Below are 17784 nucleotides of genomic sequence, written 5' to 3'. Positions count from 1 at the left end.
GGGTTATAGATTTTTTGAACAGGATACAGTCATGGCATCGGTAAACAAGGTAATTTTGGTGGGCAACTTGGGTCGTGATCCCGAAGTACGTTATGGCGCAGAAGGCAATGCCATTTGCAACATCTCTATTGCCACTACCTCTAACTGGAAAGATCGCAACAGCGGCGAGCGTCGTGAGGAAACCGAATGGCACCGCGTGGTGTTCTACAACCGTTTGGCTGAAATCGCTGGCGAGTACCTGAAAAAAGGCCGTTCAGTTTACGTAGAAGGCCGCCTGCGCACACGCAAATGGCAAGGCCAAGACGGTAAAGACAACTACACCACTGAAATCATCGCTGACCAAATGCAAATGTTGGGTGGTCGTGATGGCGGTGGCGATGCTGATTTCGGCGGTGGCGACTACAGCGCACCACGTGCACCACAACAGCAACAACGTGCAGCGGCTCCTCAACAAGCCCCACGTCAGCAACCTGCGGCTAATCCATACCAAGCTCCTGTGGATAACTTGGCAGATATGGATGACGATATTCCGTTCTAAGGTGTAGCGTCCCTTACGCAGTAAAAAAGCCCAGCACGACTTAGTCTGCTGGGCTTTTTGTTAGTTGGTTGTTGTTGCGCAAGCTGGCTGGTACTGCGCCAAATCGTTGTCTTTGTGTTTAATCCAGTTAGCGATTTGCGTGTAAATGCCGGGCAGGTAAGCATTGCTGCCTTCATAAAGAAAATACAGCTGTTTATACCAAGGCCAGTCTGACTCCAGTTGATAGTTAAATGTAGGCGCTTTCATTAGGGTGTGAGTGCCGTGTGGAATTAAGGCCACCATGGCTGCTGGATTGGCTTGTAGCGCATGTTGAAAGCGGCAGCTATCGGTGTTGGTATCTACATTCAGGTCATCAGCACCTAAAGCAATCAGTACGGGACCATGCATAGTGGCTAAGTCAGCGCGCGAGTCGCTCAGGTAGTTCTTTTGCACAAAGGTGTGGCGATCGGGTGTCATGTCGCTGCGATGCGAAACAGCTGGGCTAGTTAAGCCCGCAGCAAATAACGCGTCATTTTGTTGCTGCTCTATAGCCAGTTGGGCGTCAATTTCGGCAGGTGTTTTACCTTGGGCGTGATAACGCAGTGCTTGGTAATACTGGCCTTGGTCTTTCCAGTTGATGGCTCCACCAATAATGACCGAAAAATCGGTAGGCGCTAAGGATGCGGCAATGGGGATGACCCAGCCCGCTTGAGAATACCCAAAGTAACCAATGGGGATGTTTTGGCCTTGGTAATAGGTGCTAAGCATATTTTTGGCGGCAATGGCTTCATTGGCACGGTCGGCCATAGATTGGTGTAACCAGTTGCCTTCGCTTTGGCCTATACCAGCCTTATCCCAGCTAAAAATGGCCAGATTCTGCGCTAACAGTAGGTTGAATAAGGGGTAGTAGCCATTGTTGGCATATCTATCCATTGGGCCATCGCCATGAATCAGAACGAGTACTGCATCAGGCGTTTTATCGTGCGGCTGAATTAACGTGCCAGATAGTGTCTGATTCGCATGACTAAAGCTAAGGGTTTCGTGTTTGCTATTGTTAAGCTCAAAGTCATCAATATGGCTGGTCCATAGTATTCCTACTATCAGCGCAATAAAAACGAGCAAAATAATTATGAACAGGTGGCGTTTTTTCATAATTTTTAGTTGGGTGAGAGAGTGAAACGAGGTGCAGTGCCTATGTTAAGCACGCATTACCCGTTGCACCAGTGAACCGCCATTCTGCACATGGTAGAATTTTGGTCTTTATTAGCTAAAAATACGTAAATCAGGGCGGAAGAGAATCATGGCTTTATCCAAAAAGTTGGTCGTCGCAACGCTAATTGGTGCGTTGGGCGTATCCGGTTGCGCCAACATGGGCGAGTGGGGCAACAAGCAAACATGGGGCACAGTGATTGGTACGGTGGGCGGTGCATTGTTGGGTAGTCAGATTGGCGGTGGTAGCGGTAGAACCATCGCTATTATTTTGGGCGCGTTGGCGGGCGGAGCACTAGGTAACTGGATCGGCGATAACCTAGACGAGCGTGACCGTGAGGCCTTAGCAGCCAGTACGCAGCAATCGCTAGAAACAGGTAGAACGGTGAATTGGGAGTCCGATCACAGTGGTGCATCGGCTGTTATTCGCCCCGTATCCAGCAAAACTGTGACACAAGAAGCGCAAGTGAAACGTGCGCCAGTGATTGCGAAAGCTGAAAACCTGACAGTGTTGAACCAGTCGTACCATGCTTTGCGTTCGGTGAACCTGCGTGCAGCACCGGATACCAATGCAGAAAAAGTGGGTGGTTTCCAAGCAGGGCAAACATTTACTGCCTTGGGTAAAACTCCCAATAATTGGATTGCAGTAGGGCGTAAAGGTGTGTTGGTGGGGTATGTACATGCACCATTAGCGGCACCCGTAACCGTGGCTAAAGCGGATCAAGCCACTGACTTAGACAGCATTACTGTGGCACAAGCGGGTCAGCAAGGTTTTGATCTGGATACTTTTGAGCCAGCGAGTCCTGTGACGGAAACCGTGGCGGTACAAACTACATGCCGCACCATGAGTTACGAGCTGACCACTGAAAAAGGCACGGAAAGCAAAACAGTAGATGCGTGTCAGGCTGTTGATGGCGCTTGGCAGATAGGATAATCATGTTTAAACAACGATTGATCAGTGCTGCCATCGTGGCAGCGGGGGCGGGGTTGTACGCAGCTAGTGCAGCCGCCGAAGATTTCCGTTTGGCGTACTCTAAAGCAGAAGATATTGAGCTTTTTGTAGAGAATGCGTCGGCTGATAACTGGTGCAAACCAGAGCTGGCATTACGTGCGGTGTATGGTGCATCGGGCGATACTGCGGCATTGGGGCGCTTGTTGCCTAAGTTAGGGGCATTGTTTGCGCAGCAATGTCCACAGGCTCAACGTGTGACCTGGCGTGCAATAAATAGCCAAGGTACACAAGTGGCTGATGGTATCAGTGAAGGTTCTGCTGGCTGGGCGTTGTTGATACAAACACCAGAACCTACCGTGGCATCAGCGGTACAGGCTGCTGCACCGGATGTGGCAGAAAGCCCTGTTACGACAGCGGCTACACCAGCAGAAGTAGTAGAAAACGTTGCGCCTGAACCGGCAAATACAGCCTTGGTAGACGCACCTCCTACACCTACCATCACCGAGCCCAGCGAAGCTAAGCCTGCGTCCGCTCCTGCACAGGCTGCACCTGCAGTAGAACCTGCATCTGAAGCACCGGTTCCTGCTGCGACGTCTGAGATTCAACCTGAAGTGAGGCCTGCGATTGTTGAGTCTGAGCCGGTAGAAATCAACAAAGACAAAGTGGCCATTACATCCGCTAAGACAGCGGAAACTAAGCCAGAGGCATCGTCTACAGTAGCCCCAGTTGAAAAAGCCCAGCCTGAAACAACAGCAGACGCTGTAGTAGAGGCAGCTGTCACGCCAACCGTGGGTTTGGCTGAGTTTGCGGTGGGAGATTGGGTGGTGCCTACTGCCACGCAACGTGCAGAGTTGTCTAGTTTCTTGAGCACACTTACAGATCAGAACGGTTGCAAGATTGTGTCCCAGTTTGAGTTGGGTACGGATGCTGCGTACTTGAATCTGGTGACTGAGGACGTAAGCTGCAATGCCGATGGTTATGCACAGGGCAAAGGTAGGTTGAAGCTAGAGCGTTCAGATGGCGCACAGATAATGCGTACCGGCGACCTGTGGTTCAGCAATGGGTTGATTTTCAATAAGCCAGTGCAAGGGTTGAAGCCTAGCGATTTGGTGGCCTTCGAAGGCAATAACACGGGTTGGTTTGGTTTTTCTAGCGATGCAGAGTCGGGCAGCCATTATTTGTTGAAAGCGTCGTTAGGCCAGTTCCGTGGTGGTATTGGCGCTTGGCAGATTGGGCCGGAAGTGGCGGTGCTTACACCTAAGGCCGAGTCCTTCCGTCAGGCAGCAGAAATTCGTCAAGAAGTGGATAACGCCTTAGAGCGCTTGGCGTTGATTATGCCTAACGCGACAGATGTACGTTTGGTGTTTAGCGATATGCCGCAAGGCGTATGGAAAAATGATGCCTCAGGGCTGTTGTACAGCGTGAGTGCATCGCGTCGCTATAACTACCGTACTGGTCAGCCTCAAGGCGATTGGCAGTACAACTTACAGCATGCACAAAACTACTTGTTCCAACGTGAAGCGCGCGCTGCTGAGCAGAAGCGTTACGAGGAAGAGCGTCTAGAGCGTGAACGCCAGAATCAACTGCGTCAAAAAGCCCGTGTAGAACGCAATAACCTGAACACATATCAGCGCCTGCAAGAGCGTGTAGAAGCTGGTGGTAAGGACGCCTTGTTGCCTATGCTGGAAGAGGACATACAGTACCGAGCCGCTTCAGGCGCAAACGCCTATGCACGTTTAGTGGCAGGGCAATCGGATGATTTCGCGCGCATTGTGCGTGTAGATGGCTCTAAAAAGGATGACGCAACCGTAGATTGGCCGTACCCCATGCGCATCGTTGGGCAGTCTGATTTGAAGAAAGGTTGGTACTGGATTAGAGGGTCACGCTCGTTGGATTCCAGCATCTTGGATGACGACGACTTGCCTATGACGATGGTAGAGCTTGGCTCAAATGCAGCTCAACAGTGTGAGCAAGAAGGTTGCGCCGAGTTGTTGGAACCACTGGCAGTAATGCGTATGCAGTTGGGTGATCTTGAGTGGACACCTGAAGCGGCCCAAGCGGTGATAGACAGTGTGCCTGAAGGCGGCCTTTTTTGGTAAGGGATGAAAATGGATAAGCAAAAAATGAAGTGGATTATCCCTGCCGCCGTTGCAGGGGTAGCAGTGTTGTGGTGGGGGGCGTCTAGTTATGCCAGCAGTAACGCTGAAGAGTCTTTACGCAAAAAGCTGACAGCGATGGGCATGCAAGACCAAGTGCATTGGGCGGACCTCAGTGCTTCACCGTTTGGTACCGTGACATTGAAAGATGTGACGGTCACCATGTCGCCACGCGATCAAGTGCAAGCCAAGAAAGTGCAAATCAGCGATGTGATTGAAGACGCTAAACGTCAGCGTATTGCCTTGTCGGTCACAGGTTTAGTGCTGCCTGATGGTAAGTCACACTCCATGCTGGGGAACAGCTTGGGCTTGGCCTCTGGTCGGGCAGAGCTGCCACCTATGGATGTGGTGCTGAAAGCAGATGTACGTTTTGATGATAACCAAGCAGACATTGCGCTGTCGGTAGAGCAAAAAGACATGGCTGACCTAGACTTCAAGGTGAGCATGACGGAAATTGGGGCACTGCAAAGCTTAGCGAACGGGCAGTTACCAGCTGATGCCATGATGGGCTTCGGTATTATGGGGCCGTTGCAGATGTTGTCACGCATCAGCATTAAAGAGCTGGATATCAAGGTCAAAGACAGAGGCATGATGGAGCGTGGCATTGCTTTGTACAAACGCTATAACTTGCCTGTGCAGATAGGCGAGGGCAGTGCAAAGTCGCAGCGTGAAAAAGCTTTTGAGCAAGAGGCGGAAGAGATGATGACTCAGTGTCGCAGTGAGGGTTTTGCTCTGATGACACAAGACCCTGAAGCATCATGTAAAGCAGTAGTGCGTTTTGCGACGGGCGATAAAAGCACTTTGCGTATCACGATGGACCCTAAAACACCGGTATCCATTGAACGTATAGCCAGTGTGATGTTTGGCCGTCCTAATCCTTCTGTGACGTCTGCATTGAATGCGGAAATCAGGTCATAAGCACGACTTGGGCAAAGAAAAAGGGGATCTGTTGATCCCCTTTTTTTTATGGGTTGCTGGAGTTGCCGTGATAGCCCAGCAATTGCGAAAGCTCAGTGGCCGCACTACGCACAGTGTTCACTAACTGCGAGGTGTCCAATTTGCCAGAGCGTAAATAACTGACCGGAATGGTGACGCCCAGTACCGCCACAATATGGCCGTGTTTGTTGCGTACCGCCACGGCAGCACTGCCCACCTCAGGCTCAAAGTAGCCTTCATCATAGCCATAGCCGCGTTCGGCATCTTGGCGTATTAACTCGTAAAGCGTAGTGGTGTTTGTGGGGGTGCGCTCGGAGAATTTAGTCAGCGTGTCGTCTGGGTACAGCGTGCGTAAATCAGCCGGTTTCATATCACTTAATAGCACTCGACCCAGTAGCGTCGCGTGCAACGGTAAGCGCGTGCCCACATGAACAGTACTCACAAACGGCGTGGGGGCAGCTACCTTGCTGATCACTACCACGCTGTGCTCGTCTTGAATGGCGAGGTTGCAGGATAACCCTGTTTCATCGCGCACCCGTTCCAGAATGGGTGTGCCCAGCTCGGTTAGTTCCAACGAGGCAAGGTACTCAAAACCTAATCGCAAAATCGCCATTCCTAACTTGTAGGCATGGCCGCCTTCTACGCGTTGAACAAAGCCCATGCTTTCTAGTGTAGCCAGCAGCCTAAAGGTGGTGGTACGGGGTAGGTCTAGCCGTTTAGCCAGCTCGGGAGCTGTAAGAGTTTGCTCATTACGGTTGAATTCGAATAACAAACGCAGGCCGCGTTCCAGTCCTGGAACTGTGTAGTTTTGTTGTGCCGGCAAAGTTGTACTCATAAGGTCTCTTTTGTATGGGTCACAGCGGTTATTTGATGTGGCTAAGTATAAGAGGGGGGACGAAATTGTGACAGATCGCTGTGCAAGGTGCTCAGGTAATTCATGCTTAAAGGGTTTCTACTCATTTATTTGAAAGTTTAAATGATTTTATACTTCGTGTTCCTAATATAAAACAATGTTCCATTAGTGGAACAAAAAGGAATGGGGATGAGCAAAAGACAACGAGGAGCAGTAGCAGGTGTACTGGCTATGGCGTGTGCTTGGTCTGGCGCCGCATTGGCACAGCAGTCCAACGTGCAGCTGTACGGTTTGTTAGACACCGGCATGCTATTAGAAAAAAGGCTAGATGGCGGTAAACGCTTTGGCGTGGTGAGTGGTATTTCTGGCCAGTCGCGTTTTGGTGTGCGCGGTAGCGAAGATTTGGGTAATGGGTATTCGGTCACCTTCCAATTGGAAGGTGGTTTGTTGACCACGACGGGTAATTCCACCCAAGGTCGCTTATTTGGTAGGCAAGCTACCTTAGGGCTAAAAGGCGGTTTTGGTGAGCTGAAAATGGGTAGACAAACGGTATTTGGCTATTCATGGACACCGTTTATTGCCAGCCCCTTTGGTGTGGCGTGGTCGGGTAACTCTATTGGGTCTACCTTTGGTTATAAAAGCGGTGACTATGGTGCCGATGGCCGTTTGAGTAATGCTTTTACCTACCAAACCCCAATAGTGGGCGGTTTTGAAGCCGGTATTGGGTATAGCTTTTCTACGGCAGACGAGCAGTCGTTTGGCGCGTCGAACAACAATCGTGTGTTAACAGCTGGCTTGCGCTACACCAATGGCCCATTGAAAGCCGCGTTGACCTACGAGCGCTTAGACCCCATTAAAGATAGCAATAAACGCAAAGCGCAAAACTATCAGTTTGCGTTGTCGTACGACTTCGGGCCGGTCCGTTTATTCAGCGGCTACAACGAACAGCGCAACATTAACCTTAATCCCGCACCTGGCTATGTAGAAACAGGTCGCGACAAAGATCGTGCCTTTACCGTGGGAGCATCTATTCCTACCGGTAAAAGTGGCAGCGTCATGTTGAGCTATCAGCGCGCCATGATGTCGAATAACGGCGGTTTTGCAGCAGGTTACCGCTATCAGCTCTCTAAACGCACCAACGTCTATGTGATGGGTAACGTGTACAGCGTGCGTAACCACTTTATTGATGAGAAACAGCGCAAACACCAGTTTGGTGTAGGGCTGCAGCACTCATTTTGATTGATTTGAAGTAATGGAAGTAGAAAGGAAAAGCCATGAGTGATAAGACAACTGAACAAATCGTGCCGATTCCCGATCAGGAATCTCCCCTGTTTGCTAGCTGGAAACGTCCACAAGACAAAAGCCTGCAAGAGTGGATCGAATCACGCATTGCTCGCCGTAAAACCCGTCAATACGATTGGAACGCCTTGGGCTGGCAAGCAGAAGTAGACCCTACTTATCGCCGCGCACAAACTCGCTACATCGGCACCGGTGCAGCAGGCGTAACCCACGATGACAACGTCATTCCGGCAGAGCACTTCACTTTCTCTACCATGATTTTGCCAGCGGGTTGCGAAGGTCCTTTGCATGTGCACCACGACGTTGAAGAAGCATTTTTCATTTTGCGTGGCGACAACATTCGTCTGTTCTTAGAATATAACGGCGAGCGTTGCGAAGTGGTGATGAACGAACGTGATGTGATTTCTGTGCCACCAGGCGTGTATCGCGGCTTGCGCAACGAAGGTCAAGAAGAGTCTTTGATGTGTGTGATGCTGGGTGCTAACAGACCCGATCTGCCGGATTACCCCGATGATCACCCACTGACAGCCGCTAAAAAACTGCGCATGCAGGCCAAAGCAGCAGCTGCGCAAAACAATCAGTCCAAATAAATCCTATTCAGGAGACATCCCATATGAACCGCAGAAAATTTCTGGTTTATAGTGCCGGCGCAGTGGGGGCAATGACATTGCCGCTGACGTCCACTGTTGCATTTGCTAAGGCAACGGGTACCTACACTTACCTAACTCCCTTCACGCTATCGTTGGCGTTTGCACCCGTGTTGTACGCCAGTGCTTCAGGCGATTACGACAAGTTAGGCGTAAACGTCAAAGTGGAGGTGGGCAGGGGCGCTGGTCAAGCTATTCAATTGGTAGCCGCCAAACAAGTAGAAGCAGGCCGTACTGGTGGTGCTAACTACTTGGCAGCGCGCGCGCAAGATAATTCCGATGTGCTGGCCTTTGCTACGGTGTCGCAGATTTCACCTTTCGTGGTGATTTCATCCGAAAGCCAACCTATACGCGATGTGAAAGCGCTGGAAGGTAAAGTGGTGGGCGTGGCGTCATTCGGCGGTTCTATGGAAGCGACGCTGAACTTGATGTTGGCGAAAGCAGGGGTGAATCCTGAATCGGTACGTCGTGAGCGTGTGGCTGACGGTCCAGCATCTTTTGCCATGGTAGAGGCCGGTCGTATTGCGGCATTCTTTGGTAATGCCAGTACCGTTTCCCGCTTACGTGCGGAAAACCTACCATTGGTGTCCATGCATGTGGATGATGGTGTGCCAGGTCAGGTGTACGTAGCACGTGAAGAAGACCTCGCGTCTAACCGTGAACAACACGTAGCCTTCTTGCAAGGTGCGCGTAATGCTATTTTGGCGATGGCCGACATGGATGATGCGCAGTTGCTGGAAGTGATTCGTACGATTGCCCGTCGCTACGATGTGCCCGGTATCGAGAAAGAAGACATTGCGCTGAGCGATCTTAAAGGTAACCGCGAATTGTGGTTGGCGCATGGCAAAGAAAATGTACTGCGTAACGTACCTGAGCAGTGGGATGAAGCCACCACACTGTTACAGGGAGCAGGTCTGATGAAGGAAACCTCCAGACAGCTTTATACCAATGCCATCTGGGAGTCTACCGTTGTCTGAGTTAGCAAAAACCTCGTCATCTAGCGCACAGCCCATTGTGTCTTTTAACAATGTCTCTAAGCATTTTGAGACATCAACAGGCACTACCATCGCTTTGCAAAACATCAACCAGCACATTATGGCGGGTGAGTTTGTTGCGGTGATTGGGCCTTCGGGTTGCGGTAAATCTACCTTGTTGCGTTTGCTGTGTGGTTTGGAAAAGCCCACCTCGGGAGAGGTGAGCTGGCCTTCCAGCGCCGATAAAAGCACGCCTGATATTGGGGTAGCGTTTCAAGAGCACCGTTTGTTGCCATGGATGAATATCCAGAAAAACATCTTGCTGCCTACCTTGATGCAAAAAGGTAGCTACAGCGCTGAAGATGAAAAACGTGCTCAGCTTTTGTGCGAAATGGTGGGATTAAAAGGGTTTGAAACCAGAAGTCCATCTGAGCTGTCTGGCGGTATGCGTCAGCGTGCGTCGTTTGCACGCGCGTTGTTCTCGCAGCCTAGCCTGCTGTTATTGGATGAGCCGTTTGGGGCGTTGGATGCCTTAACCCGAGAAAAAATTATTGCTGATGCAGAGCGTATTTGGATGGACCAAAAGTTTGGTGCTTTCCTGATTACGCACTCTATTAGTGAAGCCGTGCATCTAGCCGATAGAGTCTTTGTGATGTCAGCGCGCCCAGGGCGTGTGGTGGCAGAAATTCCTATTACGCTGGAACGCCCACGTACAAACTTCTTGGGTGATCCTGAGTTTGCACGTTTGTGTGATGAGCTGCGTCAGCATCTGGAGTTGTAAGTGAATCGTCTTCTTATTCAAATAATTTCCGTGCTGGTGTTTTTCCTGCTCTGGAAAGGGTATGTCGTTGCTTTTGAAGTGTCACCGTTGGTGTTGCCACCGCCTGAAGACGTCTTGCACGCCTTGGCGCGTTTAATGCAACGCGATGACACGTACTACCATATCTACACTACCTTGGTGGAGTGCTTGGGTGGTTTCTGTATCGCTGTGATTGTAGGTACGTTGCTGGGTCAGTTACTAGGCCGTATCGCCATTTTGGACACGATCTTCAAGCCTTTTGTGATTGCGTTGCAGTTGACCCCTAAAGTGGCACTGATTCCGCTATTTATTTTGTGGTTTGGCTTCGGTATTGAGTCCAAGATCATTATCTCGGCGCTGTTGGCCTTCTTCCCCGTATTTTCTAACAGTTACTTGGGTGCCAAGTCGGTAGATACAGGTTTGATTGAAGTGTTTCAAGTGGGCAAAGCCAGCACGTGGCAGCGTTTCAAGCTGCTGGTGATTCCAGCGTCGTTGCCTTACATCCTGACCGGGATGGAAATGGCAATTGTGTTGGCCATTATCGGTGCGGTGGTGTCGGAATTCGTAGCGGGTTCACGTGGTCTGGGTTACTTGGCCACCATCAAGCTGCAAGACTTAGAAGTAGACACCTTGTTTGCCGTGGTGATTTTGCTGGCGATGATTGGTTTCGTGTTGTATTTCACCGTAGGCTCACTGCGTAAAGTAGTGATTCCATGGCATGAATCGGCCAAAACAGCCAAGAAGTAAAAAATAGCACGAGAGCAGGAGAAAGCATGCCACAGAGCACATACAGCACGATGCGTCAGACCACATGTGGTTTGTCGTATTGGGATAACGAGGCGCAGCAAGGCGAGGTGTATGTCTTGTTGCACGGTATTAGCTCTGGGGCAGGGCTGTGGGCGAAGCAGTTTGCCAGTCAGGCTGGGAAAAATAGGCTCATTGCCTGGGATGCGCCGGGTTATGGCGATAGCATCGCCTTAGCGTCGGCCACGCCCACAGCGGCTGATTATGCTCGTGCCTTAAAAGCATTAGTGGATGAACTAGGGCTTAGGTCGTTTACGTTAGTGGGCCATTCGTTGGGGGCCTTAATGGCGAGTGCGTATGCATCGCTGTATCCAGACGATGTGTCGCGCTTGGTGTTAGCCAGTGTGGCACAGGGTTATGGGCAAAGCACGCCTGAACAACAGCGTCAGGTGTACGAGAAACGTCCACGCATGTTGGCCGAGTTGGGGCCAGAGGCGATGGCGCGCGAACGGGGGCCATTCTTGTTGGGGCAGCCCACAGCCGAAAACCTAAGCATGGTGACTCACGCCATGAAACGGCTAAGCGTCGCAGGTTTTACAGCGTCATCGTATTTATTGGCCTACGACAGCATTACTTATTACTTACCGGCTGTGCGTGGCAGCATCGAGGTGCTGTATGGCACCGACGACGGCATCACGCCGCCTGCTGGTATGCAAGCGCTGCAACAACGTTATACACAGATGGCATTGCATGCAGTGCCTGCAGCAGGGCACTTGCTGTATGTGGATCAACCCGAGCTATTTGATAGCGCGGTATTTGGTCAAACACAGGCAGCTCAGAAGGAGAACAACACATGAGTTTTCAGGTAAGCGGCAAGGTCGCCATTGTGACTGGGGGCTCTTCAGGTATAGGGCTGGAAACAGTACGGCTGTTACTTGAACAAGGAGCAAAGGTGGCGTGGTGCGGTAGAGATGCTGCGCGGTTACAAGACTCATGGCACGCCATGGCAGCAGCCTTCGATACGGAGCGTCTGCACATACGCTGTTGCGATGTATTGGATGCCAGTGAAGTCAAAATTTTCATTGATGAAGTTGCACAGCGTTTTGGCGGCGTGGACATGCTGATTAATAACGCGGGCCAAGGTAAGGTCGCTAACTTTGACGATACTTCTGACGAAGAATGGATGACTGAGGTGCAATTAAAGTACTTCAGCGTGTTGAACCCTGTGCGTGCAGCACTGCCGTATTTACGCCAGTCGTCTATTGCCTCTATCGCCAATGTGAACTCGCTGCTGGCCTATAAGCCAGAACCGCACATGATCGCGACATCAGCCGCTCGTGCTGGTTTGCTGAATCTTAGCAAAGGCTTGTCTAAAGAGTTTGTGGGTTCAGGCATACGGGTTAATTCCATTTTGATAGGCATGGTGGAATCTGGTCAGTGGCAACGCCGGTATCAAGATAGGTCAGACCCCGACCAAAGTTGGGAAGACTGGTTGGCAGGCATTGCGCGTAAGCGCGGTATTCCCATGGGGCGTTTGGGTAAACCCATAGAAGCAGCCAGAGCATTGGTGTTTTTGGCGTCACCACTGTCTTCATATACCACCGGTTCAGTGATTGATGTATCCGGTGGGTTTAGTCAGGAAATTTAGGGCAAAAGAATGAAAAAAGTAGCATTCATAGGCTATGGGGCCATGGCAAAAACGGTGCATGAGTTGCTGCCTGAGTCCATTACATTGGGCTGGGTAGTGGTGACCGAGGCCGGTGTAGAAGCCACTCAGCAAGAGCTGGGGCCGGATGTGCAAGTCGTTAGCAGCATAGCGGCTATGACTGGCACACCCGATTTAGTATTGGAAATGGCGGGCCAACCTGGGCTGAAAGCGCATGCTAAAGCGGTATTGCAGCGTCAATTACCGTTGGCAGTGATTTCTGTGGGTGCATTTGCTGACAGCGAGTTTGAGCACGAGATACGTGAATATGCCATGGCGCAGGGAGCGCAACTGCAGATTCTACCGGGAGCGATTGCGGGGGTAGATGGTATTGCGGCAGCACGTACCATGGGGTTGGATAGCGTGGTGTATCAAGGGCGCAAAAAGCCCGCTAGCTGGAAGGGTAGTTATGCCGAGCAGCTAGTGGATTTGGATGCACTGACCGAAGCTACCGTATTTTTCCGTGGTTCAGCACGTGAAGCTGCACAAAAATTCCCAGCGAATGCGAATGTGGCAGCCACCATTGCGTTGGCAGGTGTGGGCATGGATGCTACGCAGGTAGAACTGATTGCTGATCCTGCCATGACGCGCAACCAGCACCGTATTCGTGCAGAGGGTGCGTTTGGCGAGATGCAGATAGAAATGCAGGGTGTAGCGCTGGCGAGTAACCCTAAAACCTCTACGTTGGCGGCACTAAGTGTGGTGCGAGCCTGCTATCAATTGGGTGACGCCTTAGTCATCTAGGCGGAGAATAAACATGAAAGCATTATTTTTGGCCGGCCAATGGCGGCAAGGCCGGGGGCCGGCTGCGCGCAGCATTTTCCCCGCAGATGGCAGTGTGAATGCCGAGTTTTCTACTGCCAGTACAGACGATGTGGAAGAGGCCATACAAGCCGCACATCAGGCATGGCAAGACCCATCATGGCGCAATAGCTTGCCGGTGGAACGTGCCCGAGTGCTGTACAAAGTAGCCGAACTCATCGAAAAAAACGCTACTGAACTGGCGGCATTGCAAACACGCGATAACGGCAAACCGCTGGCAGAAACCCGTGGCTTAGTGATGAGTGCCGCGTCTACCGCGCGTTATACCGCCGCGTGTTTGGAAACGCTGGATACCGAACTGACCAATGCACGATCCCGCGAGTGGTTGACCATGAGCGTGCACGAACCTTTAGGGGTAGTGGCGGCGATTACACCGTGGAACTCGCCTATTGCGTCTGAAGTGCAAAAGCTAGCGCCAGCGTTAGCTGCGGGTAATGCTGTGATTCTTAAACCGGCTGAAGCCACATCATTAATTGCGTTAGAGCTGGCTCGTCTGTTTGAAGAGGCTGGTTTACCACGTGGTTTGCTCAGTGTGTTACCAGGCAAAGGTTCTGTTGTGGGCAATGCCATTGTGCAGCACCCATTAGTGAAGAAAATCTCGTTCACCGGCGGCACCAGTACAGGTCGTCAATTGGCGCACACGGCAGCAGAACGGTTGATTGGTACGTCGCTAGAGTTGGGCGGCAAATCGCCCACCATCGTGCTGGCCGATGCCGATTTGGATTTGGCCGTGAATGGCGTGATTTACGGTATTTTTAGTTCGTCTGGGCAAGCCTGTATTGCGGGTGCACGCTTGTTTGTACACAGCAGTGTTTACGACGACTTTATGCAGCGTTTGGTGGCGAAGACACAAGCCTTGCGTGTAGGGCACCCTGAAGATGCCAGTACGCAAGTGGGTCCATTGATTGATGAAAAACACCTGAATTCTGTGGACGCTTACGTGCGGCAAGCCGAGGCAGAGGGCGGACAGATTCTAACGGGTGGCCATAGGCTGACAGAAGGTGAGCTAGCTCAAGGTACGTACTATGCACCCACCATTATTGCGGGGTTGAACAACCACGCCAGCGTGTGCCAAGAAGAGATCTTTGGCCCGGTATTGGTGGCGCTGCCTTTTGAAGATGAACACGATTTATTGCTGCAGGCAAACGACAGCGTGTATGGGTTAGCGGCAGGCATCTGGACTGAAAACTACCGTAAGGCGTGGCAACTGGCGAGAGCGCTAGACGTAGGTACGGTGTGGATTAACACCTATAAGAAGTTTTCTATTTCCACCCCATTTGGTGGGTTCAAAGAAAGTGGCGTGGGTAGAGAAAAAGGCCGACTGAGCATTTTGTCGTACATGCAGCAAAAAAGTATTTATATGGGGCTGAGTTCACAGCCTGATCCGTGGTGCGAAGGATGAGAGAAGTAGAAATGACAGAAACCATTACCGTGGGTGAAGCCATTGCCCGTGTGTTAGAGATACATCAGGTACGCAATGTATATGGCGTGATTTCCATTCATAACCTACCCATTGCCGATGCACTGGGCCGTCGTGACACCGTGCAGTTTGTGTGCGCGAGGGGTGAAGCGGGTAGCGTCACCATGGCCGATGCCGAGTCACGTTTTACAGGTTTGGGCGTCGCCTTAACCAGTACGGGTGCAGGGGCGGGTAATGCGGTGGGCTCGTTAATCGAAGCCTATAACGCGGCAAGCCCCGTATTGCATTTGACGGGGCAAGTAGAGCGTGAGTACTTGGATAGAGATGCCAGCTTTATCCACGAAGCCAAAGACCAATTAGGTTTTTTGCGTGCATCTAGCAAAGCAGCGTATCGCATTAGTAGCCCAGACAATGCAGTAGGCATGATTCAAGAAGCCATACGTGTAGCAACGACTGTGCCTATGGGGCCCGTCAGTGTGGAAATCCCCATTGATGTGCAGGCTGCAAAAATCGCATGGCCAGTGTCGTTAGAGCCGGTTGCTCCACTGCAGTTACCTGCGTTGCAAGACAAAGATAGAACCCGTTTGGTAACCGCGTTGAAAGCCGCCAAACGTCCTATGTTGTGGATAGGAGGTGGTACCCTGCAAGCAGGTGATGCCGTGCGCCAGTTGGCAGATATGGGTATTCCGGTGGTGTCGTCTACGCATGCTCGTGGGGTCCTGCCAGATAGTCATCCACGCAGTTTGGGGGCGTTTCACAATGCTGCCGACGTAGAAACGCTGTTGGCAGAAGCCGATGTGGTGTTGGTAGTAGGTTCACGCTTGCGTAGCAATGAAACCAAAACCTATTCCATCCGCTTCCCCGAAAACACCATACAGATAGATGCGAATCCCGCTGCACAGCAACGTAATTACGCCATAGGCCAATTCGTGTGTGCCGATGCGAATGAGGCGTTGTCGGCGTTGGTGTCTGACCTGCACGGCCATAGCTTTGTGGATGCTGACTACGATGCCGCGATTGCCCAAGCACGGTCTTCGGCTGTGGCGCAACTGGCAGAGCAATTGGGACCGTATGCAGAGCTGTGTTTTGCCTTACGTGATGCGTTGCCTGAGGATGGTATTTTGGTGCGTGATATCACCATGTCGGGTAGCACATGGGGTAGCCGTTTGTTCCCCGTAGAAGCGCCATTGCGCAACATCCATTCCTTAGCGGGGGCGATAGGCTTGGGGCTGGCGCATGCCATTGGTACTGCCAAAGCGAATCCCGACAAAAAAGTGGTCGCGCTGGTGGGGGATGGTGGCTTAATGCTGGGCATTGGCGAAATGGCCACCATGGTGCAAGAGCAAAGCAACCTCATCTTGCTGGTGATGAATGATGGCGGTTACGGCGTGATGCGTGGTATTCAAAAGCGTTATTTTGATGACCGACAGTATTACAACCAACTGCATACCCCTAGCTACCGTGATGTAGGGTGCGCAATGGGTTGCCCAAGCTACTTAGTGTCTTCCTTGGACGAGTTCAAGACGGTGATGCAGCAGGCTGTGGCACACCAAGGGCCATCTGTTGTAGAAGTAGATATGCACAGCATTGGGCCACTAAACTTTGCGGGCCCACCGCAGAAAAAGCTGTACTAATTCGTGAGTAAAAGAGTGGCATGCCGCGCAATGCCGTGCCACTCTTGCCTGCCCACGTTAAACCGGTTGTTTTTCTACGCTGCCTAGCAATTCTCCATAGAGATTTTTAGGGTTTTGCAAATCGGGCATGAGCGCAATGGTTTGGCCCAAACCGTGTTGCTGTGCGTATTCCTGCATCAGACGCAGGGCGGAATAGTCTTCCAACGCAAAACCTACCGAATCAAATACGGTGATTTCGTCATCGCTTTGGCGGCCTGTTTCCTCTCCCGCTAGCACTTTCCACAGCAGTTTTACAGGGTAGTCAGCTGGCATATGCTGAATCTCGCCTTCAATGCGTGATTGCTCCTCAAACTCCACAAAGGTGGTAGCACGTAGTAAAACGTCGGTAGATAGCTCGGTTTTGCCGGGACAGTCGCCACCTACGGCATTAATGTGCATGCCGGGTTCCAGCATATGCTGTTCCAGAATAATGGCGTTGGTTTTATCGGCTGTGACGGTGGTGACAATATCAGCACCCTTAACAGCGTCGGCTGTGCTGTTGCATACCGTGGTGCGTAGCCCTGAAATAGAGGCTAAGTTTTGCACCAACTTTTGCGAGGCGGCGGGGTCTACATCGTACAAACGTAGCTCATCAATACCCAGTAAATAGTGGAAGGCCAGTGCTTGGAACTCACTTTGCGAGCCATTGCCAATTAGGGCCATGGTGCGTGAGTTGGGGCGTGCCAAGGTTCGTGCTGCTAAGACCGAGGTAGCGGCTGTACGCAGTGCCGTCGTCAGCGTGAGTTCACTGAGTACGATGGGGCGACCAGTTAGCACTTCAGCCAGCGCACCAAATGCCATGACGGTTGGTAAGCCTAGTTTAGGGTTGCCAGGGTGACCATTCACATACTTGAAGGCATACAGCGAATCATCGGCAACGGGCATTAATTCAATGACCCCTACGGATGAGTGGGTGGCGACGCGGGCGGTTTTATCAAACTCCTCCCAACGCAGAAAGTCATCGCGTAAGCAGGATTCCAATTTCCCCAACACGGCAGGCAAACCCACCTGCTGAACAATATGTCGTATGTCGTGTGGGCGTAAGAGAATAGTCATGTTTGGCTCCGTTGTGATTGCT

The 17784-nt window shown here is 51.5% G+C and carries 17 protein-coding genes; 14 read left to right on the top strand and 3 right to left on the bottom strand.

Annotated features, from left to right (window positions below; translation table 11 throughout):
* The first annotated feature begins 31 nt into the window (after positions 1-31).
* Positions 32-538: a single-stranded DNA-binding protein gene (ssb, locus tag GY634_RS08420; protein ID WP_166408088.1), complete on the top strand. Its 507-nt coding sequence runs from the start codon at positions 32-34 to the stop codon at positions 536-538.
* 60 nt (positions 539-598) lie between these two features.
* On the opposite strand, the gene GY634_RS08415 is transcribed toward ssb, so the two are convergent.
* Complete coding sequence (locus tag GY634_RS08415; protein WP_166408087.1) at positions 599-1669, bottom strand: alpha/beta hydrolase family protein; 1071 nt, start codon at positions 1667-1669, stop codon at positions 599-601.
* Positions 1670-1817: 148 nt separating this feature from the next.
* Here GY634_RS08415 and GY634_RS08410 point away from each other — a divergent pair, with 148 nt between their 5' ends.
* Genes GY634_RS08410 through GY634_RS08400 form a run of 3 tightly spaced genes read left to right on the top strand, consistent with a single transcriptional unit; the run spans position 1818 to position 5752 of the window.
* The gene (locus tag GY634_RS08410; RefSeq protein WP_166408086.1) at positions 1818-2660 is read left to right on the top strand and encodes an SH3 domain-containing protein; all 843 of its coding nucleotides are present in this window, start codon (positions 1818-1820) and stop codon (positions 2658-2660) included.
* Positions 2661-2662: 2 nt separating this feature from the next.
* Entirely contained in the window at positions 2663-4777 is a 2115-nt protein-coding gene (locus GY634_RS08405; RefSeq protein ID WP_166408085.1) for a hypothetical protein, read from the top strand.
* 9 nt (positions 4778-4786) lie between these two features.
* Entirely contained in the window at positions 4787-5752 is a 966-nt protein-coding gene (locus GY634_RS08400; RefSeq protein WP_166408084.1) for a hypothetical protein, read from the top strand.
* A 46-nt stretch (positions 5753-5798) separates the two neighbouring features.
* Here the strand turns inward: GY634_RS08400 and GY634_RS08395 are convergent, their stop codons facing one another.
* Positions 5799-6605 carry an IclR family transcriptional regulator gene (locus GY634_RS08395; protein ID WP_166408083.1) on the bottom strand — a complete coding sequence of 269 codons (807 nt, stop codon included), beginning with the start codon at positions 6603-6605 and terminating at the stop codon, positions 5799-5801.
* 207 nt (positions 6606-6812) lie between these two features.
* Between GY634_RS08395 and GY634_RS08390 the strand changes: the two genes are divergently transcribed.
* From GY634_RS08390 to GY634_RS08345, 10 genes are read left to right on the top strand one after another with little or no spacing between them, the layout of a single operon-like run.
* A complete protein-coding gene (locus GY634_RS08390; RefSeq protein WP_166408082.1) occupies positions 6813-7862 on the top strand; it encodes a porin in 1050 nt (349 codons plus the stop codon).
* Between the two features lie 35 nt (positions 7863-7897).
* Positions 7898-8512, top strand: a complete 615-nt coding sequence (locus GY634_RS08385; protein WP_166408081.1) for a cupin domain-containing protein — start codon at positions 7898-7900, stop codon at positions 8510-8512.
* 23 nt (positions 8513-8535) lie between these two features.
* The gene (locus tag GY634_RS08380; protein WP_166408080.1) at positions 8536-9546 is read left to right on the top strand and encodes an ABC transporter substrate-binding protein; all 1011 of its coding nucleotides are present in this window, start codon (positions 8536-8538) and stop codon (positions 9544-9546) included.
* Positions 9539-10324: an ABC transporter ATP-binding protein gene (locus tag GY634_RS08375; protein ID WP_242683651.1), complete on the top strand. Its 786-nt coding sequence runs from the start codon at positions 9539-9541 to the stop codon at positions 10322-10324. The genes GY634_RS08380 and GY634_RS08375 overlap by 8 nt, the downstream gene beginning before the upstream one ends.
* Complete coding sequence (locus tag GY634_RS08370) at positions 10325-11089, top strand: ABC transporter permease (RefSeq protein ID WP_166408078.1); 765 nt, start codon at positions 10325-10327, stop codon at positions 11087-11089.
* A gap of 26 nt (positions 11090-11115) precedes the next feature.
* A complete protein-coding gene (locus GY634_RS08365) occupies positions 11116-11943 on the top strand; it encodes an alpha/beta fold hydrolase (protein WP_166408077.1) in 828 nt (275 codons plus the stop codon).
* Entirely contained in the window at positions 11940-12734 is a 795-nt protein-coding gene (locus tag GY634_RS08360; RefSeq protein ID WP_166408076.1) for an SDR family oxidoreductase, read from the top strand. The genes GY634_RS08365 and GY634_RS08360 overlap by 4 nt, the downstream gene beginning before the upstream one ends.
* Positions 12735-12743: 9 nt before the next feature.
* Positions 12744-13535 carry an aspartate dehydrogenase gene (locus tag GY634_RS08355; RefSeq protein WP_166408075.1) on the top strand — a complete coding sequence of 264 codons (792 nt, stop codon included), beginning with the start codon at positions 12744-12746 and terminating at the stop codon, positions 13533-13535.
* A 13-nt stretch (positions 13536-13548) separates the two neighbouring features.
* Positions 13549-15015, top strand: coding sequence for an aldehyde dehydrogenase (locus tag GY634_RS08350; protein ID WP_166408074.1), 1467 nt, complete (start codon positions 13549-13551; stop codon positions 15013-15015).
* Positions 15012-16667, top strand: coding sequence for a thiamine pyrophosphate-binding protein (locus GY634_RS08345; RefSeq protein WP_341352817.1), 1656 nt, complete (start codon positions 15012-15014; stop codon positions 16665-16667). The genes GY634_RS08350 and GY634_RS08345 overlap by 4 nt, the downstream gene beginning before the upstream one ends.
* A 57-nt stretch (positions 16668-16724) precedes the next feature.
* Here the strand turns inward: GY634_RS08345 and GY634_RS08340 are convergent, their stop codons facing one another.
* Positions 16725-17762 (bottom strand): ornithine cyclodeaminase, encoded by a 1038-nt coding sequence (locus GY634_RS08340; RefSeq protein ID WP_166408073.1) that lies wholly within the window; start codon positions 17760-17762, stop codon positions 16725-16727.
* Positions 17763-17784: the final 22 nt, after the last annotated feature.

It is taken from the genome of Paenalcaligenes suwonensis, from assembly GCF_011290505.1.
GTDB lineage: Bacteria > Pseudomonadota > Gammaproteobacteria > Burkholderiales > Burkholderiaceae_B > Paenalcaligenes > Paenalcaligenes suwonensis.
The sequence above is the reverse complement of the archived record's forward strand: the minus strand, read 5'-3'. Positions and strand labels throughout refer to the sequence as shown.